This is a genomic window from Microcystis sp. Msp_OC_L_20101000_S702, assembly GCF_007095705.1.
Taxonomy (GTDB): domain Bacteria; phylum Cyanobacteriota; class Cyanobacteriia; order Cyanobacteriales; family Microcystaceae; genus Microcystis; species Microcystis ichthyoblabe_A.
On record NZ_SFBO01000024.1, the window covers coordinates 19,464 to 45,836 of the forward strand.

General features: G+C 42.6%; 23 protein-coding genes, 1 tRNA gene and 1 pseudogene. 18 read left to right on the forward strand and 7 right to left on the reverse strand.

Going from position 1 to position 26,373, the window contains the following annotated elements; genetic code table 11:
- Positions 1-15 precede the first annotated feature (15 nt).
- The 5 genes from EWV60_RS02700 to EWV60_RS02720 form a co-directional block, all read right to left on the reverse strand.
- Positions 16-1,257 (reverse strand): P-loop NTPase fold protein, encoded by a 1,242-nt coding sequence (locus tag EWV60_RS02700; protein WP_123231150.1) that lies wholly within the window; start codon positions 1,255-1,257, stop codon positions 16-18.
- Positions 1,254-3,167, reverse strand: a complete 1,914-nt coding sequence (locus tag EWV60_RS02705; protein WP_287230748.1) for a tetratricopeptide repeat protein — start codon at positions 3,165-3,167, stop codon at positions 1,254-1,256. Before EWV60_RS02705 ends, EWV60_RS02700 begins: the two co-directional genes overlap by 4 nt.
- Positions 3,168-3,687: 520 nt before the next feature.
- Positions 3,688-5,313, reverse strand: a complete 1,626-nt coding sequence (gene groL, locus EWV60_RS02710; protein WP_002755764.1) for a chaperonin GroEL — start codon at positions 5,311-5,313, stop codon at positions 3,688-3,690.
- Positions 5,314-5,359: 46 nt separating this feature from the next.
- Positions 5,360-5,671, reverse strand: coding sequence for a co-chaperone GroES (gene groES, locus EWV60_RS02715; protein WP_002737272.1), 312 nt, complete (start codon positions 5,669-5,671; stop codon positions 5,360-5,362).
- Positions 5,672-6,355: 684 nt separating this feature from the next.
- Entirely contained in the window at positions 6,356-7,624 is a 1,269-nt protein-coding gene (locus EWV60_RS02720; protein WP_287230751.1) for a DNA methyltransferase, read from the reverse strand.
- A 182-nt stretch (positions 7,625-7,806) separates the two neighbouring features.
- On the opposite strand from EWV60_RS02720, the gene EWV60_RS02725 reads away from it, so the two are divergent.
- From EWV60_RS02725 to EWV60_RS02735, 3 genes are all read left to right on the forward strand, one after another.
- Positions 7,807-9,078, forward strand: a complete 1,272-nt coding sequence (locus tag EWV60_RS02725; protein ID WP_287230754.1) for a dihydroorotase — start codon at positions 7,807-7,809, stop codon at positions 9,076-9,078.
- A gap of 84 nt (positions 9,079-9,162) precedes the next feature.
- Positions 9,163-10,335, forward strand: a complete 1,173-nt coding sequence (locus EWV60_RS02730; RefSeq protein ID WP_287230756.1) for a DNA-methyltransferase — start codon at positions 9,163-9,165, stop codon at positions 10,333-10,335.
- 14 nt (positions 10,336-10,349) lie between these two features.
- On the forward strand, positions 10,350-10,526 hold the full coding sequence (locus tag EWV60_RS02735; protein WP_004160009.1) for a PDDEXK family nuclease: 177 nt from the start codon (positions 10,350-10,352) through the stop codon (positions 10,524-10,526).
- Positions 10,527-10,840: 314 nt separating this feature from the next.
- On the opposite strand, the gene EWV60_RS02745 is transcribed toward EWV60_RS02735, so the two are convergent.
- On the reverse strand, positions 10,841-11,053 hold the full coding sequence (locus EWV60_RS02745) for a DUF2839 domain-containing protein (protein WP_002737353.1): 213 nt from the start codon (positions 11,051-11,053) through the stop codon (positions 10,841-10,843).
- A gap of 156 nt (positions 11,054-11,209) precedes the next feature.
- Between EWV60_RS02745 and EWV60_RS02750 the strand changes: the two genes are divergently transcribed.
- The 5 genes from EWV60_RS02750 (at position 11,210) to EWV60_RS02770 (ending at position 17,039) form a co-directional block, all read left to right on the forward strand.
- Positions 11,210-12,445 (forward strand): LL-diaminopimelate aminotransferase, encoded by a 1,236-nt coding sequence (locus EWV60_RS02750; protein ID WP_287230761.1) that lies wholly within the window; start codon positions 11,210-11,212, stop codon positions 12,443-12,445.
- A 95-nt stretch (positions 12,446-12,540) separates the two neighbouring features.
- Entirely contained in the window at positions 12,541-13,377 is an 837-nt protein-coding gene (locus tag EWV60_RS02755; RefSeq protein ID WP_004160005.1) for a metallophosphoesterase, read from the forward strand.
- A gap of 461 nt (positions 13,378-13,838) precedes the next feature.
- Positions 13,839-15,668 carry a tetratricopeptide repeat protein gene (locus EWV60_RS02760; protein WP_287230765.1) on the forward strand — a complete coding sequence of 610 codons (1,830 nt, stop codon included), beginning with the start codon at positions 13,839-13,841 and terminating at the stop codon, positions 15,666-15,668.
- Positions 15,668-16,765 carry a glycosyltransferase family 4 protein gene (locus EWV60_RS02765; RefSeq protein ID WP_287230766.1) on the forward strand — a complete coding sequence of 366 codons (1,098 nt, stop codon included), beginning with the start codon at positions 15,668-15,670 and terminating at the stop codon, positions 16,763-16,765. Before EWV60_RS02760 ends, EWV60_RS02765 begins: the two co-directional genes overlap by 1 nt.
- Positions 16,766-16,952: 187 nt before the next feature.
- Positions 16,953-17,039: transfer RNA gene (locus tag EWV60_RS02770), tRNA-Ser, on the forward strand.
- Between the two features lie 128 nt (positions 17,040-17,167).
- On the opposite strand, the gene mfd is transcribed toward EWV60_RS02770, so the two are convergent.
- Positions 17,168-20,677: a transcription-repair coupling factor gene (mfd, locus tag EWV60_RS02775; RefSeq protein WP_287230769.1), complete on the reverse strand. Its 3,510-nt coding sequence runs from the start codon at positions 20,675-20,677 to the stop codon at positions 17,168-17,170.
- 599 nt (positions 20,678-21,276) lie between these two features.
- Here mfd and EWV60_RS02780 point away from each other — a divergent pair.
- The 10 genes and pseudogenes from EWV60_RS02780 to EWV60_RS02825 all read left to right on the forward strand — a co-directional run bounded on the left by EWV60_RS02780 (position 21,277) and on the right by EWV60_RS02825 (position 25,991).
- Complete coding sequence (locus tag EWV60_RS02780; RefSeq protein ID WP_287230772.1) at positions 21,277-22,224, forward strand: metal ABC transporter solute-binding protein, Zn/Mn family; 948 nt, start codon at positions 21,277-21,279, stop codon at positions 22,222-22,224.
- Between the two features lie 10 nt (positions 22,225-22,234).
- The gene (locus tag EWV60_RS02785) at positions 22,235-22,930 is read left to right on the forward strand and encodes a metal ABC transporter ATP-binding protein (protein WP_002744560.1); all 696 of its coding nucleotides are present in this window, start codon (positions 22,235-22,237) and stop codon (positions 22,928-22,930) included.
- A gap of 209 nt (positions 22,931-23,139) precedes the next feature.
- The gene (locus EWV60_RS02790) at positions 23,140-23,367 is read left to right on the forward strand and encodes a type II toxin-antitoxin system HicA family toxin (protein WP_271937630.1); all 228 of its coding nucleotides are present in this window, start codon (positions 23,140-23,142) and stop codon (positions 23,365-23,367) included.
- Positions 23,368-23,369: 2 nt separating this feature from the next.
- Complete coding sequence (locus EWV60_RS02795) at positions 23,370-23,591, forward strand: type II toxin-antitoxin system HicB family antitoxin (protein WP_061431100.1); 222 nt, start codon at positions 23,370-23,372, stop codon at positions 23,589-23,591.
- 175 nt (positions 23,592-23,766) lie between these two features.
- Positions 23,767-24,002, forward strand: a pseudogene (locus EWV60_RS02800) (DUF1214 domain-containing protein).
- Positions 24,003-24,052: 50 nt separating this feature from the next.
- Complete coding sequence (locus tag EWV60_RS02805; protein WP_159251811.1) at positions 24,053-24,211, forward strand: hypothetical protein; 159 nt, start codon at positions 24,053-24,055, stop codon at positions 24,209-24,211.
- A 14-nt stretch (positions 24,212-24,225) separates the two neighbouring features.
- Entirely contained in the window at positions 24,226-24,594 is a 369-nt protein-coding gene (locus EWV60_RS02810; protein WP_287230781.1) for a hypothetical protein, read from the forward strand.
- A 191-nt stretch (positions 24,595-24,785) separates the two neighbouring features.
- Positions 24,786-25,070 (forward strand): hypothetical protein, encoded by a 285-nt coding sequence (locus EWV60_RS02815; protein ID WP_287230784.1) that lies wholly within the window; start codon positions 24,786-24,788, stop codon positions 25,068-25,070.
- A gap of 461 nt (positions 25,071-25,531) precedes the next feature.
- Positions 25,532-25,798 (forward strand): DUF4258 domain-containing protein, encoded by a 267-nt coding sequence (locus tag EWV60_RS02820; protein ID WP_287230785.1) that lies wholly within the window; start codon positions 25,532-25,534, stop codon positions 25,796-25,798.
- Entirely contained in the window at positions 25,788-25,991 is a 204-nt protein-coding gene (locus tag EWV60_RS02825; protein ID WP_002792612.1) for a DUF2283 domain-containing protein, read from the forward strand. The genes EWV60_RS02820 and EWV60_RS02825 overlap by 11 nt, the downstream gene beginning before the upstream one ends.
- The last annotated feature ends 382 nt before the right edge of the window (positions 25,992-26,373 follow it).

Here is a 26,373-nt window from a genome sequence, read left to right on the forward strand (position 1 = left end):
ATTTTCGTTTTCCCTTCAATCCGCCGGAGGGAGAAGGATCGGCTCGAAAACCGTCACATCCTCTTGATTTAACCTTTGAGCTAGATCAGCTTCTTCCAATCTTTCTAGAAAGGGCAAAATATCACTAAATGCCCGAAAACCTAAACTTTCAAGCTCATCGATGGTGATCGAATCGTCGGAGATATTACCTTTGCGTTGCAAAAGCAGACGAATTCTTTCCTCTTTGGCGTTTAAGGCCGCTTGTTGTCGGAAATCCTGTTCGGCTGCTTTTAATCCTTTTTCGAGAACTTCCATCGTGATCGTTTTAACCTGAAGATCGGCCGCGGTGGAGAGTACAATATTTCCCAAGCGGTTGAACAAACGGGGTCTGCCGAGAGAAACCTTGCAAAAACGTCTTGCCGCATCTGGTAAAAAGGGAAGTACACACCTGTCATCTTTCGGATCGGTACAATCGTTGTTAATTCTGGCACTTTTGAGATAGTTAATTAACATCTGGTATGTGGTATCGGCATCTAGTTCTTCTAGTGGCAAATGCAAGTCAAATAAACCGCGTTCACTGGTTAATAAATCTCCCGTCATCCCGATGGGGTGGGCCGTCAGCATAAACCAAGCCCGACCTTTTAACATTCCCTGCGCGTCGTGCATCATTTGCCGTACCACACTAGGATTTTGTTTATCTAGATCATCGATCGCGATCAGAATCCCCTGCGGATATATTTTTTGCGCCCGCTCTAACAATGTATCGAAGCTCACAGTCGGATATTGAAATTTCGTAATCGGTAAATCTTTCTCGGTAAGTTTACCCGTAAGGATTGCATTAGCCCCCACTTCCGCCCCGCGTTCTTTTAACACTTTGGCGGTGGGAATTCCCATCTGATGGAGTTGACGCTGCGCCCAATCGTCATTTGGCATCGCTCTAGCGAGGGCGATCAGTGCTGTAGTGGCGATATCTAAACCTGCGGGTAGAGATATATAGGTAGTCAACATTTGCGGACGATTGCGGCGCATAACCGACAATACTTCCAGTAAAAAAGCACTTTTGCCGATTCCTAAACGACCGGAAACCAGAATCCGACGACGCTCGCGACTTTGGAACAGATTAAACACCCGTCCCAATTCTTTTTGTCGCCCGGTAAAAACACGATCGAGGGTATCGCTGTTTAAATCGATCGGGCTTTCGGTAAAGGGGATTTCCTTCAGTCCTAACCGTTGGATATTGTCAAAGGATTGCTTAAAAAGATCATCGGCACTTGTCATAAATATACCTCGCTGGTTTGTCGTTCGATCGCCCGTCGAGAAGCTTGATAGATAATGTCTATCTCCTCCACTTTATCGGGATCGGTCTGTGGTAGTTGTTGGTAGATTGCCTTCGCTCGATCGAGTTCCTCCATTCCTTTCTCTAGATGTCCTTGGGATACGAAGACATTCCCCAATCCGGTGCGACTTTTAGCGATTCCGGGTAAATCCTGTAAATATTCGTACCAACGCAGGGCATCGCGATAGTAGAGACGGGCTTTCTCTCGATCGGACAGAACTTCGTAGGCGCGGCCGGTGTGGTAGAGCGCGTTCGCATGGGCTAGGCGATCGTCACTGGTACTAAGTTGATTGACGCTATTTAACAATAGTTGTAACCCTTGCTGCCATTCGCCATCCCGCACCAGACGACTACCGAGAATGGTTTGGGTAGTGGGCAGCGCCTTCCAGATATCTTTTCGATCGTAATGTTCGGGACTAATCAGATCTAGGGCGGTTTTATAAGCTACTAAAGCCTGTCGGAGATCGTCGAAATTTTTGTCGCGATCGTACCTTTGAGAAAGAGCTATTCCTAATCGGTATTGAGAGTCAATAAAATCTTGACAACCTGCGGGGGAGACTTCTAGAGCTTCTTGAAGTAGAGCGATCGCAGTATCGAGATCGCCGGGGTTATCCCGTTGCATCAAAGCTTCTGCCAAATCCCCTTGATTCCCCGCCCATGGCACGGGAAACGCGGCGCGAGTAGAGATTTGAGCGGCTTGATTGTAGAGATCGATCGCCTGTTCTAAATTGTCCTTCCGCTCTCCTAAAACTCTCTCGCGATAGGCATTGGCCAAATTATGCTGACTTATCGCCCAATTTTCGGGGAAATTCTCGCGGGTATAGACTTCTAACGCTTGCCCGTACAGTTCGATCGCTTTCTCTAGATTTTCCGCCCGATCGCCCAGTATTCGATTACTGTAAGCGCTGGCAAGGTTATTGAGGGTTCCCGCCCAATCGACGGGGAAATTCTTGCGGGTTTTAATTTCTAAAGCTTGCCCGTACAGTTCGATCGCTTTCTCTAGATTTTCCGCCCGATCGCCCAGTATTCGATTACTGTAAGCGATAGCGAGGTTATTGAAGGTTGCCGCCCAATCGACGGGGAAATTCTTGCGGGTTCTAACTTCTAAAGCTTGCTCGTACAGTTTGATCGCCCTTTCTAGATTTTCAGACCGATCGCCCAGTATTCGATCACTGTAGGCAAGGGCAAGGTTATTGAGGATTGTCGCCCAATCTTCGAGGAAATTCTCGCGGGTTCTAACTTCTAAAGTTTGCTCGTACAGTTCGATCGCTTTCTCTAGATTTTCCGCCCGATCGCCCCGAATTCGATTACTGTAAGCGATAGCGAGGTTATTGAGGGTTGCTGCCCAATTTTCAGGGAAATTCTCGCGGGTTCTAATTTCTAAAGCTTGCCCGTACAGTTCGATCGCTTTCTCTAGATTTTCCGCACGATCGCCCCGAATTCGATTACTGTAAGCGAGGGCAAGGTTATTGAGGATTTGCGCCCAATTTTCGGGGGAATTCTCGCGGGTATAAATTTTTAGGCTGAGATTATGAGCGGTAATACTTAATTCTAAATTTGTTGCTCGATCGCCTAACGGAAACTTGTAAATGGTGACAGCAAAATTCTCGAAAAGGCTGGCTATTATTTCTCGCTCGTCTATTGATTTATCGGCGATTAAGCTTGTGAAGACTAAAGGTAAAGCGTCTAAAAGTAAATCATCTAATTTATTAATATTTGCTTTTAAAAATTGCTGTAGCTTCGTTTCATATTTGGGATTTTTTCGACAAAAATCCCCAAAAGCAAGGAGAAAATCCTTAAATTTTCTCGTGGGAGTTGGCGACTGACCGAATCCTTTCGCTTTTTTCGACATCGTGGTATAAGTTAAGTAGCTGGTTATAATTAAATTAAAAATGGATTTTAGGTTCGATCCCCCCTGCCCCCCTTGATAAGGGGGGTGCCGATAGACGGGGGGATCCCCCCTTAATCCCCCCTTGATAAGGGGGGCATCTGACAACTTTTAACGCCTACCTACTTAACAATCCAGATTTGTTCCGCATGGCGGGCTGTAAATCGGGATACCCGATCGAGCTATCAATATTTTACCGCAAGGAAAAAGCGCCGGGGATAAAATTGTACTTTCCCTAACCTGAAGTGATATTTTTTCATCAAAAAAAACTCGATCGCTTAAATGCGATCGAGTCAAGAAAAAACAGACTAATTAGGGCTTGCTGAATAAAGGTGAAATGTAGGCAAGGTAAGGGTTTTGTGGCTTTTCTCGCGAAACAGGTGCAAGATTTTGAGAGAATCGTGCTTCAAAACCTTGCGTCTTCATCCACCGATAGGTTATTGCCCGAATGCTTCGCCCGTACTTTTTCAGCAAACCCTAATTATTAATAGTCGAAGTCACCACCGCCGGCGGGAGGAGCGGATTTTTCTTTTTCCGGTTTATCCACAACAATACACTCGGTAGTTAAAACCATACCGGCGATAGAAGCGGCATTTTGTAGGGCAGAACGAGTCACTTTAGCGGGGTCAACGATACCCGCCTCAAACATATCGGAGAACTCACCGGTAGCGGCATTATAACCGACATTAAAGGGCTTCTCTTTCACCCGTTCGGCAATAACTGCACCGTTTTGGCCGGCATTTTCAGCGATCCGTTTTAAGGGGGCAGCAATGGCGCGAGAAACGATTAAAGCACCGGTTAATTCTTCATGCTGGAGGGTTTCTTTAGCCCAAGTTTCCAATTGGGGAGCCAAGTGAGCTAAAGTAGTACCACCCCCGGGGACGATACCTTCTTCTACGGCTGCTTTAGTGGCGTTAATTGCGTCTTCTAGGCGCAATTTGCGGTCTTTCATTTCCGTTTCGGTAGCGGCACCGACTTTAATCACTGCCACACCCCCGGCTAATTTAGCCAGACGTTCTTGCAGTTTTTCTTTATCGTAGGAAGAATCGGTTTCCTCGATTTGACGGCGAATTTGCTCACAACGGGTTTTCACTGCCACGTCGTTGCCTTCGGCGACGATGGTGGTGGTATCTTTGTTCATGGTGATACGACGGGCCGTACCTAAGCTGTCAATTTTGGTGGTTTCCAGTTTTAAACCCGCATCTTCGCTAATGACTTGACCACCGGTTAAGACGGCGATATCTTCTAACATCGCTTTTCTGCGATCGCCAAATCCGGGAGCTTTCACCGCAGTGACGTTAAGAACACCGCGCAGACGGTTAACCACTAGGGTTGCCAAAGCTTCTTTTTCGATGTCTTCGGCGATAATTACTAGGGGTTTACCTTGACGGGCCACTTGTTCGAGAATGGGAACCAAATCCTGTACTAAACCGATTTTTTTGTCGGTAATCAGAATAGCGGGATCCTCAAAAACGCATTCCATGCGTTCGGTGTCGGTGACAAAGTAGGGAGAGATATAACCTTTGTCAAAACGCATCCCTTCGGTGATTTCTAGTTCGGTGGTCATCGATTTCCCTTCTTCTAGGGAAATTACGCCTTCTTTACCGACTTTATCCATGGCCGAGGCGATCATTTGACCGACTTCATCATCGTTACCGGCAGAGATAGCACCCACTTGTGCGATCGCTTTGGAATCTTCTACGGGTTTCGCGTGTTTGGCGATTTGACTGACGAGGAAATCGGCAGCTTTATCGATCCCTTTTTTCAGAGAAATCGGGTTAGCACCGGCGGCGACGTTGCGTAAACCTTCTTTAACGATAGCATGGGCGAGAACGGTGGCGGTAGTTGTACCATCACCCGCTACATCGTTGGTTTTTGAGGCGGCTTGGCGAATTAAAGCCACACCGGTGTTCTCGATATGGTCTTCCAGTTCGATTTCTTTAGCGATGGTGATGCCATCATTGACGATTTGGGGTGCGCCAAATTTCTTTTCGAGGACGACGTTACGACCTTTGGGGCCAAGGGTGACGGCTACCGCTTCGGCCAGAAGATCCATGCCTTTTTCTAAGGCGCGACGAGCATCTTCGTTGTAGATAATAGATTTAGCCATAATGTATCGTTATTCGTGCAAAATAGGGGTTTTCAAGGGTAAATGATTAGGAAACGGCGGCAAGAATGTCTTTTTCGGAGAGGAGAACGAATTCTTCGCCACCAAGTTTGATATCGGTTCCGGCATATTTGGAGTAGAGAACTTTGTCACCCACACCTACTTCTACAGGGGTACGGCTACCGTCATCGTTGCGTTTGCCGGGGCCGACGGCCACGACTTCCCCGATTTGGGGTTTTTCTTTAGCGGCGTCGGGAAGGAAAATACCACCGGCGGTTTTTTCTTCGCTGGGACTAACTTTGACGAAAACTCGATCGCCTAGGGGTTTAACAGTTGTTACGTTGATGCTGACTGCAGCCATGGAATATCCTCCGTTTCTCTTGTATTTGGGTAAGTGTCTTTTCCAGATTAGCACTCTTACCTTCCGAGTGCTAATTTACCGAAATAGAAGGCCCCCTGACAACTGCTCGATCGGTACGGGTTCCCGAACTATGGTGTTAAGCTAGGGTTTGCGGCAAAAAGTTTGTTGGTGGGGTTAGGAGCCGGTGGTCGGGAGAATTAAGAATAAGCATTAATCGATTAAATGCTCCATTTAGGCATTTTATGCAGTTTTATGTCTATTTTTGTCATTTTTGAACTCTCAAGAATTAATTATGCAAGAACTCTATTATCAAAGCGCAAGTCCCTAAATGTTTACCCAAGCTGCAATCGCCGAACCTCAAGGGCGATCGCTATCTCAACGATCGAAGCCTGTTGTTTACATAAGTAGTCGTGCAAAATTAATTTCCTAGTCGAGACAGGAGACGGGAGACGGGATAAAGCTATTAGGGATCGGATTTGAGTTTTCAGTTCTCTGTTTGCTCACCACCACAGAAGTCTGACGGAGTAGTGGCTTAGATGTGTAATTAATTGTGCTTAGATACATAGTTTTTTACACATAATATAGGGGTTCTCGTACCTGTACGGCACACTTAAAGTTTTGCTGATTAAGCTTTTCAAGATCGAGAATGTACCTTTTGTGAATGGGAAACGCTATAAACTAGACCTACCTTTTCTCTAAGATTAGTAAATATTCGGATTTCATGCCATCAGGATTTTTATTCTTGCGAGATTTGAATAATTGTCTGGTTTTAATTCTATCCTCAAAGACGGTATTAAAAATAAAGCCATTTTCCTGAAAATATTCCCCTAATATTCGCCAAGTTTCTACTTCCACTCCATCCACTTTCGGATTACCCACAAAAATGCAAGCTTTCCCAGCTTGTTTTAATTTTCTGGTGGCATTTTCTAAAGCGTTGATGGTGTGACAAAAATAGGAATCGAGTATTTTATGTAAATTCTCTTTCTCTAAACTCGATCTCACTTGATTTAAGGTTTCGGTTTCGATTAATCTGGTAGCCTGTCGGTAGGGAATTTCTAGCTTAGAGATTTTTTGTACTTCTTTTTCTGTATATCCTAACCAATATAAATCTAGTTTTGCTGTTCTGATATATTCCTGTGCTTGCAGATAGGGGGGTGAACTAATTAAACAATCTAACTCTAGATTTTGCTCGATCTCAAAAGTGGCACTATCTACTCCCCCATAAAAAAGCACTTGATTACAATTATGCCAAGTTACGGTAATATATTGATTGACGCTGGTTAAAGTTTCAAAACTCATATCTTTAATCGTTCGTTTTAATTCCTCTTGCCAATCTCTTTGTAATAGTTCTTGTATATCTGATTTTTTGTATTTCGATTGAAATAATTTTGGTTTCGTATGTTCTGCATAGGAAAACTGTTTACTAACTTTCACTAAAACCGCTTGAATGATCTGGGAATACAAATCAGGTTCTAGATTTTTTTGACCTGCCCAAAGTTTCTGCAAAACTGCTAAAATATCCTCTGGATACCAATAGTTTAAATTTGACCACTGAGGGATAAATTTATCCTTGCTGGCAAAAACTTCTAAGATTTTTTTATCTAACTCTGAGTAACTCAATGGTTCTTGTTGTTCCGTGATCTTAATCGGGATAATATGGTTTAAAAGATAATTCAGGTCAGTTAAAACTGCATTTCTTTGACAAAGTTTAGCCTCTAAACCCACCGTACCTGAACCCGCAAAAGGATCGATAATCCAATCATCCTTTTTACTGTAATTATCAAGGCAAAATCTCACCACTTGGGGAATAAATTTGGCAGGATAATAATAGATGCTGTGGGTTAGATAACTGGTGCTGGTGATTTCTGGCACTAAATCTCGAAAAGAAACTAATCGCGGGGTTCCCTGATTAATTTCTTCTAAATTATTAGAATCGAAAAGTTCTAGTTGCATGATTCGGCTATCAATTCTCCCTAGGGTAGGCCAGCCAATTAAAATAAAGATTAAAACCGTAGTTGATCAATATTCTAACTTATCGTCCCCCAACCTAACCGACAACTCAGCTTTTTTGCTTTTTACTTTTTACTTAACGTGATATACTGCCAAAGGAAAAAATGACGTTTTAATTAGTCTGCGTGAATAGCCAATCCTCGACAATTATAGAACAGGTTAGAGTCCTTGACCCCCTGACACAAACCGATCGCATTGCCGATGTCTGGATTGAGGAGGGGGTAATTAAAGCGATCGAATCCCAGCTTCCCCCAAGAGAAAATAGTAACTATATTTCTGGTCAAAACTGTATTTTTGCTCCTGGATTAGTCGATCTCTACAGTCATTCCGGGGAACCTGGCCACGAAGACCGAGAAACCCTCGCATCTTTGCTCAAAGCGGCCACGGCCGGAGGCTGCACCCGGGTGGCAATTCTCCCCAATACTCTCCCCCCTCTCGATCACCCCGCACTCATTAGCACATTACAGGAAAAAAGTCAAGGGTTTTTTGACTCAAAATCGACTCGTCTGCATTTTTGGGCAAGTCTCACCCTAGGAAGACAAGGGCAAAAAATGACCGAATTAGCCGATTTAATGCCTGTAGCGGTGGGTTTTACCGATAATCGCGGTCTAGAAGATTTGGGACTGTTGCGGCACTTATTGGAATACCTAAAACCCTTCGGTCAAAATATCGCCCTTTCCCCCGTAAATCAGCAATTAAAGGGTAATGGAGTCATGCGCGAGGGAGAAACCTCAATTCGCTTCGGTTTACCCGGAGATCCTGCTATTTCTGAAACCACTGCTTTAGCCACAATTTTAGAAATCGTCGGCGAAATTAATACACCTGTTCACATCATGCGAATTTCTACCCGTCGAGGAGTGGAATTAATTCGCGAGGCAAAAATGCGGGGATTGCCGATAACCGCTAGTGTGACGTGGTTGCATCTCCTCTTAAATACAGGATCGATCGCCAGCTACCATCCCAGTTTACACCTCGCTCCACCCTTGGGCAACGAAAGCGATCGCAAGGCGTTAATTGCGGCAATTAAAGAGGGAATTATCGACGCAATCGCGATCGATCATCGTCCCTATACCTACGAAGAAAAAACCGTCTCTTTTGCAGAAGCACCCCCCGGCGCGATCGGGTTAGAATTAGCTTTACCGCTACTCTGGGAAAAATTAGTAATAACCGGACAATTATCAGCTTTACAATTATGGCAAGCGCTTAGTCTCAATCCCTGTCATTGTTTACAACAAAAACCGGCATCTCTCAACCCGGGTAATCCCGCGGAAGCAATTCTTTTTCATCCCCAAGCAAGCTGGAAAGTAACGGCAAATAATCTTCAGTCCCTCAGTCATAATACTTTCTGGTTAAATCAAACAATTACGGGAAAAGTCTTAGAAATGTGGAATTTTTAAAGGGTGGCCAATTTCTATCTTGAGACTCTCCTAGTTTTTTGGATAATGATCAGCTAGAATTCTAGAGAGAACTAGAGTAATGACATGGAAAAAGAACTGGTATCGGACAAGCGCGGTTATCTGCTTCGCACGGTGGCAGAAGCTAAAGAAATTGTCCTTAATTGGTTGCGAGAAATAAATTTAGTTAATGCGATTAAATTAGGTTTACCAGAAGTGGATGACAGATATCATATTTGGCGAGTTCCTTTATGTAATGAACAGAAAAAAACCGTTGGGGAAGTGGTGATCGATGCCTACACCACCGAAATTTTAGCCGATAGGACAACCCGGACTGAAATTATTATCGCTCGTCTGTTAAAACAGGATGAATCTAAATTAGAAACCCGCAAGAAAACCAAAAAAGAATATAAGCTTTCCTCTCTGAGAAATACCATCGGATTTGGTGATTGTAGTGAACTTTTGGAGGAAATGCCAGCAGAAAGTGTTGATTTAATCTTTACCTCACCACCCTATTTTAATGCTCGTCCGGAATATTCGGAATTTGAAGAATACGAAAGCTATCTATTGAAGCTGCGACAGGTGATCAGAAAATGTCATCGAGTTTTGAGTGAAGGACGTTTTTTTGTCATTAATATTTCTCCCGTGCTGTTGCGTCGTGCTTCGCGTAATCAAGCTTCTAAACGTATTGCTGTTCCCTTTGATTTGCATCGAATTTTTATTGAAGAAGGTTACGATTTTATTGATGATATTATTTGGCTAAAACCAGAGGGAGCAGGGTGGGCAACTGGTAGAGGGCGCAGATTTGCCGCCGATCGAAACCCTCTCCAATACAAAACCGTGCCAGTGACTGAATACGTTTTAGTCTATCGTAAACACACAGATTTACTAATCGATTGGCATATTCGCAATCATCCCGATCAAGAAGTAGTAAAAGCCTCAAAAATTGCCGATGGTTATGAACGCACTAATGTTTGGAAGATTAACCCAGTCACTAACTCAAAACATCCCGCCGCTTTTCCCGTAGAATTGGCAGAAAAAGTGATTAATTATTACTCTTTTAAAGGTGATGTGGTTTTAGATCCCTTTGCTGGTTCAGGAACCGTGGGACTAGCGGCCGCTTCTTTAGATAGACGTTTTGTTTTATTCGAGAGTAATTTTAATTATATTGAACTGATAAGAAAGCTAATTACTGAAGGTAATCCGACTGATTTAGATTCAATTATTTGGCTTAATTGTCCGCTAGAAAACCAACAATAAGCAAAATAAACCCCATGACAGCCAGTAAAAGTCACGCTTATTTTACTCCCAAAGACTATCTAGAAATAGAGAAAATTAGCCCCATTAAACCTGAATATATACAAGGGCAAATCTTGGCAATGGCTGGGACAAGTAAAGCCCATGTTATCATCACAGGTAATCTTTCGGCCCAATTAATTAGGGCTTGCTGAAAAAGTTTTTCGTGGGGGTAGGGTGTGGGGTGTGGGGTGTGGGGTTTTACCTATTTTCAGGGCGTTCGGCGAAGCTCAGTCGAGCCGTGGTCAATTACCTAATTTTCAGAAAAAAAGTACCTGAATTTTCCCCCCAATCACTCCAAAGGTCGGCACTTTTTGAGGGAAAAAAAGTCTAAAAGCGTTATCCAACAAGGTTTTTAGATTTATTCAGCAAACCCTAATTAACCGTAACCTTTCAGGGGGGAACAGAAGCGCTGTATTGGCTAAAAAAAGAAAAAGCTACCACCATCAAAGCGCAAGTCCCTAACCAGTTATTGGACATTCCACCAACCGAAAGCTGGCCCGACAAAGCGAATAACCACCCAAACCCCGGCTAAAACTCCTATACCAATCCAGGCACCCCTAGTGGTTAACTTGTAAGCTTGGGCTGCTTGACTTTTGGTAATTGGTAGCCAAGGCAGGATATTTTCTTCCTGTCCATACTTATCACCCAGGGCCGATTGACGACGTTTTGATTCACCCATACTAATGTCAATTATTAAGAGGTTTTTCTCTGATTGTATATCGAAAGACAACAGGCCACACCCAATCCTAGTCCATCAAGGAGGGCGATCGAAACTGACGGCTGATGACCGACTATTATAGAATTAAAGGTTGCGACTGAAACGAGAATGATAATTATGGCAACCATTAACAGTAATTACTTAAAACTAAAAGCGGGTTATCTTTTCCCGGAAATTGCCCGACGAGTCCAAGCTTTTGCGGCAGCCAATCCCGATGCTAATATTATCCGTCTGGGGATTGGGGATGTCACCGAACCTTTGCCCCTAGCTTGTCGCGAGGCCATGATTAAAGCAGTGGAGGAAATGGGCGATCGCTCTAGCTTTAAGGGTTACGGGCCCGAACAGGGTTATGCTTGGTTAAGGGAGAAAATCGCCGTCCATGATTTTCAGGCTCGCGGTTGTGAGATAAATGCCGATGAAATCTTTATTTCCGACGGTTCTAAGTGCGATACGGGCAATATTCTCGATATTTTTGGGGATAATAACTCGATCGCCGTGACCGACCCAGTATATCCCGTTTACGTCGATACTAACGTTATGGCCGGACACACGGGAGAGGTCAACAAACGCGGCGAATACGAGGGCTTGATTTATCTGCCAATTACCGCCGAAAATAACTTTACTGCCCAGATTCCGACGGAAAAAGTCGATTTAATCTATCTCTGTTTTCCCAACAATCCCACCGGGGCCACAGCTACCAAAGAACACTTGACAGCTTGGGTTAATTATGCTAGGGCCAACGGATCGATTATCTTTTTTGATGCAGCCTATGAGGCCTTTATCACCGATGCCAGTTTACCCCATTCCATCTACGAAATCGAGGGAGCGCGGCAATGTGCGATCGAATTTCGCTCTTTTTCTAAAAATGCCGGTTTTACCGGGACCCGTTGCGCTTTAACCGTGGTTCCCCAAAGTCTGATGGCCAAAGCGGCCGACGGCAGCGATGTGCAACTCTGGAAACTGTGGAATCGTCGGCAATCGACCAAATTTAACGGCGTTTCCTACATTGTCCAACGGGGGGCCGAGGCGGTTTATTCCTCGGAAGGACAAGCACAAGTACAAGAACTTGTCAAGTTTTATTTACAAAATGCAACAATTATCCGAGAAAAATTAACCGCCGCCGGTTTAGAAGTCCATGGTGGCGTAAATGCGCCCTACGTTTGGGTAAAAACGCCCCAGGGTCTATCAAGTTGGGATTTCTTCGATAAACTGCTACATACCTGTAATGTGGTGGGGACTCCCGGATCTGGCTTTGGGGCTGCCGGAGAGGGTTATTTCCGGCTATCGGCTTTTAATAGTCGTGCCAATGTCGAGGCCGCTATGGAGAGAATTATCAGTAAATTTCCAGGCTAATCCTCAAGAGAGGGATGTTTGCGGAAGCGTCCCCCAGCAACCCCATCGGCAAATAATTGATAGACTGGTAACTACTCACCGACAACGGCTCACCGATGCGACCCTTTTGGTTAGAATCCTTACAGGTAGAAAGATTAACGATCGCAATTGCTGGCCTACCGGCACATCTGCAAGGGATCAAGTTGGTGCAGTGGTCAGATCTGCACTGCGATGAAGAGCATTTGCCTGAAGCTGTCCTGCAAGAAGCGATCGCCATTACTAATCAGGAAAAACCCGATCTCATCTTCCTGACGGGGGACTTTATTACCTATAGTCCCCAGCCAATTTTTGCCCTAGCAGATAGCATAAAAGCTCTCAAAAGTCAAGGGGGTATTTATGCTTGTTTAGGAAATCATGACAGTTATCTTCCCAACGCAAGGGAAACGGTCAGATCAGCCTTAACTAGCGTGGGAATTCGGGTACTCTGGAATGAAATCGTCACACCCTACGGCGAAAATTTTCCCATCGTCGGATTGGCCGATTATTGGTCTGGGGAATTTTTACCGCAAATCCTCGAGCAAATTTCCCCCGATATACCCAGACTCGTCCTTTCCCATAATCCCGATACAGCCATGATTTTAAAGGATTGGCGCGTGGATTTGCAGTTATCCGGTCATACCCACGGAGGTCAAGTGACTATACCGGGTATCGGTTCCCTACCGATAATTTTAGAGGAACTTAGGCGATCACTACCCGAACCCTATCGTCCATGGGTTCCCCTTTATCGGGAGTTTAGCAAAGTAGTCCGATACTGGCAATGGTCCGAGGGATTTCATCGAGTCGGGGACAATCAATTATATGTGAATCGAGGCTTAGGAACCTATTTCCCTGGTCGTCTTTTTTGTCCCCCCGAAGTGACAGTAATCACTTTGGTCAACAGGAGTCAGTCTTGAATCAGTTATCAGTTATCAGTTATCAGTTATCAGATTTAAGTTTTAAGTTTTAAGTTTTAAGTGTGCAGCATTAAATCAGCTGTTGACTATCTAAATTACTCGTTAAGACTATCGGTTAATTTTTTTTCCAAAAAGCTTGACAAAACCCCACGACTTGACAGATAATTTCTTATATAATGGGAATCCGTGCCAGCCTGCGACCCCCCCTTTTCAAGTCAAATAAAGCCCAAAAAAATTAACCCCAAAAAGTAGTCGGTGAACTGAAAACTCACATCTGATAACTGATAAGCTGCTGACTATATAAATTACTCGTTAAGACTGTACTGGAGTGCCGGAGTAGGGAGAGGAAGTTTGAGCATTTGTACTAAATTTTCCAATATGCAGTTTAAATTCAGTACAGCTTAGAAGCTTACTACTGTCTTTTCACTGATTACTGTTTACTGATAACTGAAAAAACACTTATGACAGAAAATAGAGATAACTTCAACGAAACTTATAATGCACTAATTGAGCGCATTGTCAATCTAACTTTAGAAGGAAAAATTAGAGCTAAATCACAGGTTTATAACCTTTTGTCCGAGGGAGTAAAAAATGGCACAGGAGAAATTTTTGAGCGTTGTTTAACTGAAAAAATTATCATTACTCGCTCACAGTTAGAAACAAAAATTAAAGCGACTAGGGTTTTGCGGGCCCTGGAAACGATCGAAAGTGAATGGGAAAAATATCAAAAAACCAATCAGCAAAATTCTCTCACTGCAGCGGCGATCGATAGTCTGGTGAAAATCGATCGAGAGGATCGTTTACTAACTTTAGTGAATTTAATTGATCCCAATCAAAGTAATGCTTTAACCCTAGAACAATTACAACAGTTAGCCAAGCATTTACAGGCAGTTTCTCAGCAGCGGGGAGAAGCGGATTTATGGCAAATTGCCACGGGGATTAATCTGGGGTTAAATACTTGGTCAAATTTATCGAATGATCTCACCAGTTGGCTCTACGAACAAAATCGCCATCTTGGTTTTACTAATGATAATGAGCGAGTGACTCCCTGGCAAATTTGGGCAAGTAAAGTTAATCCCTCTTGGTTAAAACGAGTCTTAGAAAGTTTAGCTAATCAACAAGCTTTTGATTCTCTCACCCAGGATTTAACTTTAACCGATTGGGTAGAAACTGCTATTGTTTTTCAATATATCCAGAGGGGACTAATTAACTTTTTTGATCAGCGTATCTATAGCGAAAAACTGGGAGCAAAATTATCAATTTCTACCTTTCTCACCTTTGCTTTAATTTGGTCGCTGTTAACCAATAGTTTCGAGCAAGTTAGTAAAAATTCTCTCTATAGTCGCGGCTGTTTTCAGATGGCTTTACAAATTCTGAGAACCTTTGCTCAACGGGATTATTTTCCTTTATACGGAGGAATTTTCGCCTCCTTTTCTGGCAGTTATCTCAAGGAGGCATTAGATTATTTATCAATTCCTCTGCGTTATGTGGAAGGTACGGGAGAAAAGGCGAGAATTTTAACTTTAATTGCCTATTCTAATCGCATTCGCGGCGACTATCCACAGGCCAGAGAATGTCATCAACAAGCTTTAGAAATTGCTCGTCAACAACAGGACTCTGCTTGTGAAATAGCTAATTTAAACCATTTATCTCGTCTCAATGCTATCCAGAAAAACTATACAGAAGCGATTAATTTAAGTCAGAGAGCTTTAATTTTAAGTCGTCAACAGGGTAATAGTTTAGGACAGGCTAACGCTTTAGCTAATTTGGGTTATAGTCAGGTACAGGAAGCGCAACAGTTAGAGAGATATGATCCCGAAATTTATCAAAGTTCGATCGAGTATTTAAAACAGGGATTAAAGTTAGCGGAAAGTCTCCAAGATTGGCAGAGTAAATCCCTTTGTTGTAGCAGTTTAGGTTTAGCATATCTTGTCCTTGAAAGAACCCAAGAGGCGATTAATATTCTCCTACAAGGATTAGAATCTGCCAAATACTACGGAGATGTATATCTGCAAGGTTTATTACTAACTTATTTAGGGGAAGCTTACTATCAAGACAAGAATTTTGAACAGGCAATTTATATGGGTTCTCTAGGAATGTATTGGCTACACGAAATCGGTGCAGTGGAATGGCGACAAGCTGCTAGTCTATTAACAGTTATTCGCGGTAAAAATATCGCAGCTTTTGAACAGACTTTCAGTCAGGAACGTTCCTCCCTGATTAAATCTATTGGACTGGAAGGCTACCAATATATCTCAGAAATCCTCAGCAAATATCAACAGAGTAATTAGTGAATACAAAGCATAACCTATTAATTAATCTCTCGGTACTTTTTCCCCAACCCACGGGAATCAGTACCTACATTCTTAACCTCTTACCCTACCTGAAAAATTTAGAACCAACCCTACTAACAGCTAATAGTTATCCCGACTTTAACTGTTATTCTATCCCCAAAGGTCTCGGCCCTGATCGAGGAGCGAAAGGTCATTTAAAACGCTTACTCTGGACTCAGTGGCAGTTACCGTCAATTTACCGACAATTAAAGGCCAATTTACTCTTTTCTCCCCTTCCAGAAGCGCCGATAAATTCTCCCTGTCGCTTTGTCGTCATGGTCCACGATTTAATTCCCCTACGGTTTCCCAGTTTTACTTCCCCCTTAACCCAATATTTCCGTTATTATGTGCCGCAGGTATTACAACAGGCAAAACATATTATCTGTAACTCTCAGGCAACGGCCAAAGATATCACTGAATATTATCAAATTCCCGCCGATAAAATTACTTCAATTCCCCTAGCCTATGATCATCATCACTTTCGTCCTATGGAAGATAATAAGCCAGAACATCCCTATTTTCTCTATCTCGGTCGTCCCAATCCCTATAAAAATTTACCGCGTTTAATCGCCGCTTTTGCCCAACTGCCCCCAGATTTAACAGATTATCATCTTTGGATTGCCGGCAGCTTTGATCGCCGTTATACCCCCAATTTACAACAACAAGCGCGGGAATTAGCAGTCAGCGATCGCATTAAATTTCTCGACTATATCCCCTACGATCACCTACCCAAAGTTATCAGTCAAGCCACTGCTTTAGTCTTCCCCAGTCTCTGGGAAGGCTTTGGATTGCCCGTTTTAGAGGCTATGGCCTGCGGTACACCCGTCATTACCTCAAATTTGTCATCTTTGCCCGAAGTCACGGCAACAGCGGCAATTTTAATCGATCCCTATCGAGTCGAGTCCCTAGCCGATGCCCTAAAAATTATCGCTCAAGATCGACAATTACAGTCAAAATTAAGTCATCTAGGCAAAAAACGGGCCGATGAGTTTAGTTGGCAAAAAACTGGTCTAGCTACGGCAGCAATCTTAAATCAATATCTAGGATGTGCTTAGGGACTTGCGTGGGAATAATATCCCAATCGATCGGAGGGCGCAAGCTTTGCGCCCCTACAGTAACGGATTTTGTCCACAATGTAGGGGCGAACTGCGTTCGCCCAAAAGGTACATTTCGTCGGAAAAAGAAAAATAATTTGACAGATCGGCAGCATTTGCTGTAGGATGGATGATCGTGACCTAAATTGGAGAGATGGCCGAGCGGTTGAAGGCGCAGCACTGGAAATGCTGTTTAGGGGTAACTTTAACGAGGGTTCGAATCCCTCTCTCTCCGTCCCCAAAGCACCTCCTAGATATGAGGTGCTTTTTATAGCAGTTAGAGTATAGGAGTCAGGAGATTACTCTTATTGATTATCTTTTCCCCATCACCCACTCTCCTATACTTTTTAAACAGGATTTAGTCTAATTCCCCCTCGGTAAACCATCTTTACACTTAGCTAACCACTCCAATAAACTATCTAACTGCTGTGGTGGTTTTACCGCTCCTAAACCCCTGACTGTCACCTGTTTGGGACTATAAACAAAGCGTGATTGTATATGTTGGGGTAGGTGTTCTTGTAATAATTTCCACGCTGGTTCCTCCATGGGAGTTTCGAGGATAATATGCTGTTTTCCATCGGGTTTAATGCGCGAAAAACCGAGGGATTTAGCCAGATGTTTTAACTCGATTACCTTAAATAATTGTGCCACTGGGGAAGGAATTGCCCCGTATCTATCCACTAAATCCGCAGCAATTTGTCCTAAAGTTTTCTGAGAATTAGCAGTAGCGATCGCCCGATAGACATCCATTTTCTGCTCCGGATCCGATATATAATCATTAGGAATAAATGCCGTCAATTTCAGATCGATTTGGGTATCCTCCACTTGAGGAATTTCTTGACCTTGAATTTCCCGCAAAGCTTCCTGTAACATTTCCATATATAGATCAAAACCAATCGCTTCCATTTGTCCCGATTGTTCCGCACCCAATAAGTTACCAGCGCCGCGAATTTCCAGATCTCTAGTCGCTAATTGATACCCCGATCCTAACTGGGTAAATTCTTGAATTGCCTTTAATCTTTCCCGAGCGGTTTCTGTTAGTTCTCCCTTAGCTGGATAAAGTAACCAAGCGTGCGCTTGTACTCCCGATCGCCCCACCCGTCCCCGCAGTTGATAGAGTTGCGCTAAACCGAATTTTTGGGCATCTTCAATGATAATTGTGTTAACTCTGGGAATATCTAACCCCGACTCCACAATAGTCGTACAGACTAAGATATCCGCTTCCCCATTATTAAATGCTAACATGGTGGTCTCTAATTCAGCCTCATCCATACGACCGTGACCAATGGAAATTCTAGCACCCGGAATCATCCCTTGAATTGCTGCCGCTTTTTCTTCAATTCCCTCGATTCTGGGTACTACATAAAAAATCTGTCCCCCCCGATCCAATTCATTGCGAATTGCCGTTCTAATCACATCAGAATTATAACTAGAAAGGTGGGTTTGGATGGGACGACGAGAGGGGGGAGGTGTGGTAATTAAACTCATTTCTCGCACCCCAGAAAGGGACATATAAAGAGTCCGGGGAATCGGTGTTGCCGTCAAGGTTAACACATCAATATTACTTTTAAAAGCCTTAATTTTTTCCTTTTGATTGACACCAAAACGCTGTTCTTCATCGATCACCAATAATCCTAAATCTTTAAACTCCACCGCTTTACTTAATAACAACTGCGTCCCCACCACTATATCCAATTCCCCCGTTTTCAAGCGCTGGACGATATCTTTTTTCTCGGAATTGGTGCGAAAACGATTTAATAAACCCACATTAATAGGATAGGGAGCAAAACGTTCTTTTAGGGTGTGATAATGTTGTTGGGTTAAAATCGTTGTTGGTGCTAATAAAGCCACCTGTTTATGACCCGTGGTGACAGCTTTAAAAATAGCACGAATCGCCACTTCTGTCTTACCAAAACCCACATCCCCACAGACTAAGCGATCCATCGGGCGATCGCTTTCTAAATCCCGTTTCACATCCTGTATCGCTTTCAGTTGATCAGCAGTGGGTTGGTAGGGAAAAGAATCCTCTAACTCCCGCTGCCAGGGATTATCCATCGGATAGGCAAAACCCGATTTTTGGGCGCGTTGGGCGTAAATATTGATTAAATCAACCGCTAACTTCTTAACCGACTTCCTGACGCGGGCTTTCGTTGCTTCCCACGCTTTGCCAGAGATTTTATGTAATTCTGGCTCTTGATTACCTGTATGACGATAACGGGAGAGATTATCAACAGAATCGGCAGGAACCCGCAATAATCCATCGGCATACTTAATAACTAGATAATCTCGACCTTGCACTACTCCGCTAATTGTGCTTTCCTGCTTTTCTAGTTTGATAAACTGTCCGATGCCATGGTGTTTATGTACTACAAAATCGAGGGGACGGAGTTTATTCACATCCACCTGTACCGAGGCTGCTTGCCGACGTTTGCGGACGTAACCAGCAGTATTTAAAAGATGTTGCCCGAAGAACTCTCGATCGCTAACGACGACTATGCGATAGGTGGGTAGGATAAAACCTTCTAATTCAGCTAATCCTGAGTATTTTAGGGCTGTAGCGGTGTTTTGAATGATTAAGCGCTCGATCGCCCCAAAATCGAGGGGATTGGGGATAAATTGGGCTGGACAGTCGTGTTCCTGTAATAACGAGACTGTACGGGAGGGTTGGGCAGATATTAACCATGTAGCGTACTTATTTACTTTAATACCGCTATAAATCTCTCTTTTTCCCCGTAAAATTTCCGCTAGTTTGGCGAATTGCCCCGGATTGGTGGGAATCGGACGACTGGAGAGATTAAGACTATTTTCGGAGAGGTGATCGTCTATTTCTGAGAGGTAGAGATGGGGAAATTTAACCGATATTTGCAGAGATTCGCCAAAAGAACGGTGAATTTGCGGTAAAGCTGGTTCTATCTCTTGCCAGCGTTCCCCAATATATTCTATCCAGCGATCGCTTCTAGCTTGACAGCTTTCCAGTTCATCAAAGGCAATAAGAGTATTTTCGGGGAGATAATCCAATAAAGAGGCAGGTTGACGGAAGGACAAGCCTAAAAATCGCTCAATTCCCTCTGGATAAATGCCATTAGCCAATTTTTCTCGCTCTTCAGCCTCCAAATAATCGGCCACTGTGGGGGGAAGAGAAGGGGCAATGATCGCTGCGAAGCTAGTGGGAGTAAGAAGCAGATTGGGGATAGAATCGAGGGATCTTTGGGTGCCAGGGTCAAATTCTCGCAATTTTTCCAATTCATCGCCGAAAAATTCTAACCTGACCGGTAATTCGGCCGAAACTGGGAAAATATCAACGATATCGCCGCGACGACTCCATTGCCCTTCGGTTTCTACCAGTGAAACCCGTTCATATCCTAATCTAGCTAGGGTTAGATCGAGGTTTTTGGCTTCTATAACCCTTCCTACCGCAAAATTATCGCTATACTGCTCGAAAACCTCTCTAGGGGGTAAATGGGGCTGCAGGGCCTTTTCGGTGGTAACGATCGCAATTCCGGCCTCTTGATGACTGATTAGAGCTTGTCCTGAGCTACGTCGAAGGGCCGATAATACCTGCATCTGTCCCCAAATCATCTCGGATTCCCGATTAAATCTCTCGTAGGGGCAAGCTTCCGAGGTGGGATAAAAGAAAACACCTTTCCACGTCATCGCTTCTAATTGTGCCGCCCAACGTGCCGCTTCTTCCAGATTGGCACAGATAATTAAAAGATTTTTTCCTTGACAACGGGCGAAAGCTGTGCTGATTAATCCTTTCGGTAAGCGGGCAAGGCCGGTTAGGGTTAAATTGCCGTTTTTCTCCAGTTTTTGGATAAGTTCGGCAGTTAATGGCGATTTTTCAATGTTGCGAATAACGGAGGCAAAAGTCATTTTTTAGTGATCGGCACTCGGTTTTTGGTTAGGGTTTGCGGCAAAAAGTTTTTCGTGGGGGTAGGGTGTGGGGTGTAGGGTTTTACCGATTTTGAGGGGGTCAATTACCTAATTTTCAGGGAAAAAGTCCCTGAATTTTCCCCCCGATCACTCCCATGTCCGGTACTTTTTGATTTCCCAAAAAGTCTAAAAGTCTTACCCAACACGGTTTTTAGATTTATTCAGCAAGCTCTAGTTAAGCTCTCCTGAATTTATACTGCCTATTGGGAGTTCTAGTACAAATGCTCAGGCTTCCTCTCCCAACTCCGGCACTCCGGTGCAGTCTTAACGAGTATCAGTTTCCAGTTTACCCACTACTTTTTGGGGTTAATTTTTTTGGGCTTTATTTGACTTGACCAGAGGGGGGTCGCAGGCGCACGGATTTTCCATTATCTATATAATATCATGTCAAGCGTTAGTTAGCAAGAGAAAATTTTTAATTGGGAGCGAAAGATCGAAGGACGAAAAACCAGTACATCTATACCGAAATATTTTCAGAATGATAACGATTCTCACCGACTGTGATAAGATCAGAATCATAATCAGACTCAGTTAATCCGATGGGTAAAAAATTCCAGTTAACAGCGATCGCTTTAACCCTGACTATAGCCAGCTTAACAGCTTGTAGTGGTCCCTCGGTCAAGGAAGAGGAAGCAAAGACACCCTTACAGGTGACAGTGAGTATCGTACCGCAGGAATATTTTGTCAAACGTATCGGCGGTGATAGAGTCAGTGTTAATGCCATGATTCAACCCGGGACAGATCCCCACACCTATGAACCAAAACCCGAACAATTAAAAACCACAGCCCGATCGCAAGCCTATTTTAAAATTGGTGTATCCTTAGAAGATGCCTGGAAAGATCGCTTAAACAGTGTTAACCAACAGATGTTAATCGTCGATACCAGTCAAGGGGTAGATAAAATCCCTTTGACAGCAGAACATAATCACGATCATGATCATGATCATAATCACGATCATGATCATGCCAAGGCAAAAACAGAGCAAGCTGGAAAAAACACCCTAGATCCCCATATTTGGTTATCCCCAAAACGAGTCAAAGCACAGGCAAAGACTATTTATCAAACCCTAGCACAACTCGATCCCGGTCAGGAAGCTATCTATCGGGCTAACTTGGAAAAATTCAGTCAGGAATTAGACGCATTAGATCAAGAAATTCGGCAAAACTTGGCAGGGATTAAAAACAAAAAATTTATGGTATTTCATCCCGAATGGGGCTATTTTGCCCAAGATTACGGTTTAGAGATGATTGCGATCGAAATCGACGGTAATGAACCCAGTGCTGCCCAGTTAAGTCAACTAATCAAACAGGCCAAAAAAGAGAATATTAAAGTTATTTTTACTCAACCAGAATTTAGTCAGAAAAGTGCCGAAACTATTGCTAGGGAAATTGGGGGACAGGTAATCCCTATCAGTGCCTTTGCTCAAAATTGGAGTGAAAACCTGCGACAAGTTTCCCAAAAAATGGCCACAGTTTTAAATCAGTAATTGCTTGTATATGTCAACGATCATTACCATTAATAATCTCTGGGCCGGCTACGAACAGGAACCTATCCTCGAAGATATTAATTTAACCATTGAAGAATTAGATTTCCTGGGAATTATCGGCCCGAATGGAGGAGGAAAAACTACCCTCCTTAAGGTTTTACTGGGATTAATTAAACCTTGGCGGGGAGAGGTCAGTATTTTGGGGCAAAGTGTCGAAAAAGGTCGGGAATTAGTCGGTTATGTGCCGCAGTTTGTCGAGTGCGATCGCTCATTTCCCATCACTGTGGGTGAGGTGGTAAAAATGGGGAGATTGAGCAGCAAAAAACTCTGGCAAGGCTATAGTAAAAAAGATGAGGTAAGGGTAGATAAAGCTTTAGATAGTGTGGGAATGTTAGCGTTGAAAAAAAGATCGATTGCTGAACTTTCGGGAGGACAGCGCCAACGGGTTTATATCGCTCGCGCTTTAGCGGTAGAACCCCGTCTCTTGATTTTAGATGAACCCACTGCCAGTGTCGATCCCCAAATGCGTGCTAGTATTTTTTCCCTGTTGCAAGAATTGAATGAGTGGATGACCATTTTAATTATTTCCCATGATCTGGGAACCCTATCTACCTATGTTAAATCGATCGGTTGTCTCAATCGTCGTCTCTATTATCACGGCCAAAAATCTCTCACTACCGCCATGCTAGAACAAGTGTATTGTTAAGTAGTCGTGCAAAATTAATTTCTTGGTTAGGATAGGCAAAAGGCAAAAGGCAAAAGGCAAAAGGCAAAAGGCAAAAGGCAAAAGGCAAAAGGCAAAAGGCAAAAGCTTTATCGAAATGTGTAATTAATTTTGCTTAGGTACTTAAAAGTTTTCTCCTTTTGGGTTAAAATGGATTTCTGCTCAAGCTCATTGTTGAATGGCATTCACTCGTGTCTAAAAGGGATAAACTACTAGAACTACTCAAGAATAGTCCTAATAACGCAAGATTCAACGATATTTGTCAACTGCTAGAATTAGAAGGGTTTTCCCTTGATCGAATTACAGGTAGCCATCACATTTTTAAAAGAAATGATATTATTTTGATCATACCTGTTCATAATAAAAAAGTAAAATCTGTTTATATTCGTCGAGTCCTTGAAATTATCGGAGACAACTAAAGATGAATTATCCAATTATTATTTATCCCTGTGAAGAAGGCGGTTTTGTCGCTGAAATTCCAGCACTATCTGGCTGTTTGGCTCAGGGTGAAACCTTAGAAGAAACCCTAAAAGAATTACTGATGGTAAAAGATTTATGGTTAGAAACAGCCCAAAAATATAATCAAAAACTTCCCAACTTAGAAACAGAGATAGCGAAAATCAAAGCATTAAGCACTGTATAGAGCATTTTTGGGGTAATTGCGATCGCCAATTGCTGTCTTGACTTAAAAAATAGTTACTTAACGCGCTTTTTTGCTTTTAATCATGACGAATTTGTAATTATTCTGCGTTACGCTAAAACATCCTAGCGTGCTACTATTCTGGTCAGTGATTCTTTACAGTCACCAGACGCGATCGATGATTCAGGCGGATCAACAGTTTCCCAGGTCGGTAGTCAGACAAAGGGACTTTTGGTTAATGCCGATGGTTCTGTAGATATTTATTTCGGGCCGAAACCGCTTGCGGGTAAGGAAAATAATTGGGTGCAGACAAATCCGGGCACGGGTTGGAATAGGATTCTTCGGCTTTATGGCCCGCTTGAGCCTTGGTTTGATAAGACTTGGCGACCAGGGGAAATCGAGTTGTTAAAATAGTCCTATCCAGAATATGGCTGGATCGCCGATCTGTTGCTTGGGTTGAGGTGATGAAACCGAACATTAGCTTTTTTCTCCCTAATAAAATCGGCGATCGCATTCCATCAGAGAAAGTGATCGCAGTAACCGACAATGAGGTTATCATTGGGTTGTGTTCGTTAACCCAAGTTACAGGATCGGCGATCGCACCGTTAATTAAATTTAAATAAGGTGACTTAGACTTATGTTTGAAGATAATATAGTAGTTCTCAAAGAATTTAATAGATTAATAAATTCTACAGAAAATGTGTATTTAGATATATTAAGCGAGGCTCTTCCTTTTATTGTATCTAATTTTCCTGGTGGCGAAATGGCATTAAAAGTTTGTAAGTCTTTATCTAAGTTACAAAATTCATCAATTAAAGCTTTTCTTTTAGAAACAGGGAATCAAGATATTAGAACTGCCATAAAAATTATAACAAATGACTTGGATGGAAAAAACTTTGACTATGAATTAATACAAGCGTTAACACTTTTAAAAAGAGGAAGAGACACTTTTTTAAATCTTATAAAGAATATAAAACTTGGGATTGGTTTAGGAGAATTGATCTAATTCGAAATAACTATGCTAAAGCTTTTATAGCGAGTAATTTTATTGCCTTTTGCTATAAACTACTAAATGATAATACAAAATCAGATAAGGCTTTTGATGAATCTAAACTATATTTTTACTATCATCTTTATCATTATTCAAAAGAAGCAAGAGAGAAAATAGAAGGATATACAATAAAATCTGTAGCATTTGTGATTGAAGGCGTACCGACTGTTATCAGTAGTATTTCAAGCTCAAAGAAGATAAAAAACACCGAGGAAAAGGCTAAAGAAGCTGTTATATCATACTATGAATTGATACAAGCAGAAGAAGAAAACTTTATCAAAATATCTAAATCTGTATTTGGAAAAAATTTAACTAAAGAACTTGGCAATAATTCTTTCAGAACGGAAATAAAAAGTCGAAATAGCAAGTCATGGGCTGGAGTATATGCTCAACTTTATACACGTTGGAAACCCCCTATAACTTATTGGTAACAATTCTAAGTGCGATCGCCGTCGTCTTGTTGATTAAACTTTAAAATTGCCATTGCTTGGGATAGGAACGTAAAGGGCGATCATTTTTTGTGATGATGAGTGCGATCGCTTTTTGAGAATGAGGAGAGGCGATCGTTTTTTTTGGGATGAGAAGGGGCGATCGCCTGCCCTGAGATTAATCTCTCAACAAAGCTCGAAAACCAGCTTGCTGAAAATGAATATCCGTTGTTAATGCTTCCGTTATTCTACGCTCTTCCATTACAATAATCTTCGGGACTTGGTATGGTTCGATAGGGGGGCATAAATCGACTCAATCCTTATCTGGCAAGAGATTTAATTGATTAGTTCGCTCCAGATCGCCAACAATTGACAAAAATTGCGGCAATGTCTGTCTCTATAAAGGTTTCATTCCTTATAACCCCGTCCATTGCATAAGACAAACCGAAGAACCCGAAATCCTCGTGAACTTTATTTTAAGTCACCATGCCGAAGAAAAAATTATTCAACGCCAAATCTCTTTAAAAATATTGCAGGACATCCTCAATAATCCTGAGCAAATTTTAGAAGAAGATGGACTCAAAGTTTATCAAGGTACGTTTGTCGCCATTAACAATAAAACTTATCTTCTGAGAATTTACATTAATGACTTAGTTGAGCCTCAAAAAATTGTTACACCATATGTAACCAGTAAACTTAGAAAATATAGGCAGCTATCAAATGAAAGCTAAATATGATGCTGAAGTTGACGTTTTAACAATTACCTGGCATGACACACCCGTAGAAGAAAGTGAGGCAATCAGTCCGGGGGTTATTCTTGACTATGATCAAGCAGGTAATGTAATCGGGATTGAAATTCTTAATGCTTCTCGAAAAATCGAGAATTTTTCTCCGAATGTGCAGGTAGCTATTTCTTCTCGATAAAGGTGATCGCTGATCCTGTAGTGCGATCGCTGATCTTGTAAGTTGGGTTGAGGTAACGAAACCCAACATTGCCTTTATTTCTTACCTGAATTTTTTGGGTTTCACTTCTACATTTTATTCCATACCAATATCACTATCAAAGATCAGCTTTTCTGAAGCTCCTCACATCTGATCATAAATTCCTTCTTCAACATAACGATGAAAACTGGAGTGTTGCCAATCTTTCGGAGCATTTACTAATCCATGATGCACGGTATTCGAGATGATTAACAAAATCTCAATAAAAAAACCCTTGACAAATCCCCGCCCTTGACAGATACTTATATATATGATGGGAATCCGTACCTTCCTACAAACCCTCTTTTTTTAGGTCAAATAATGC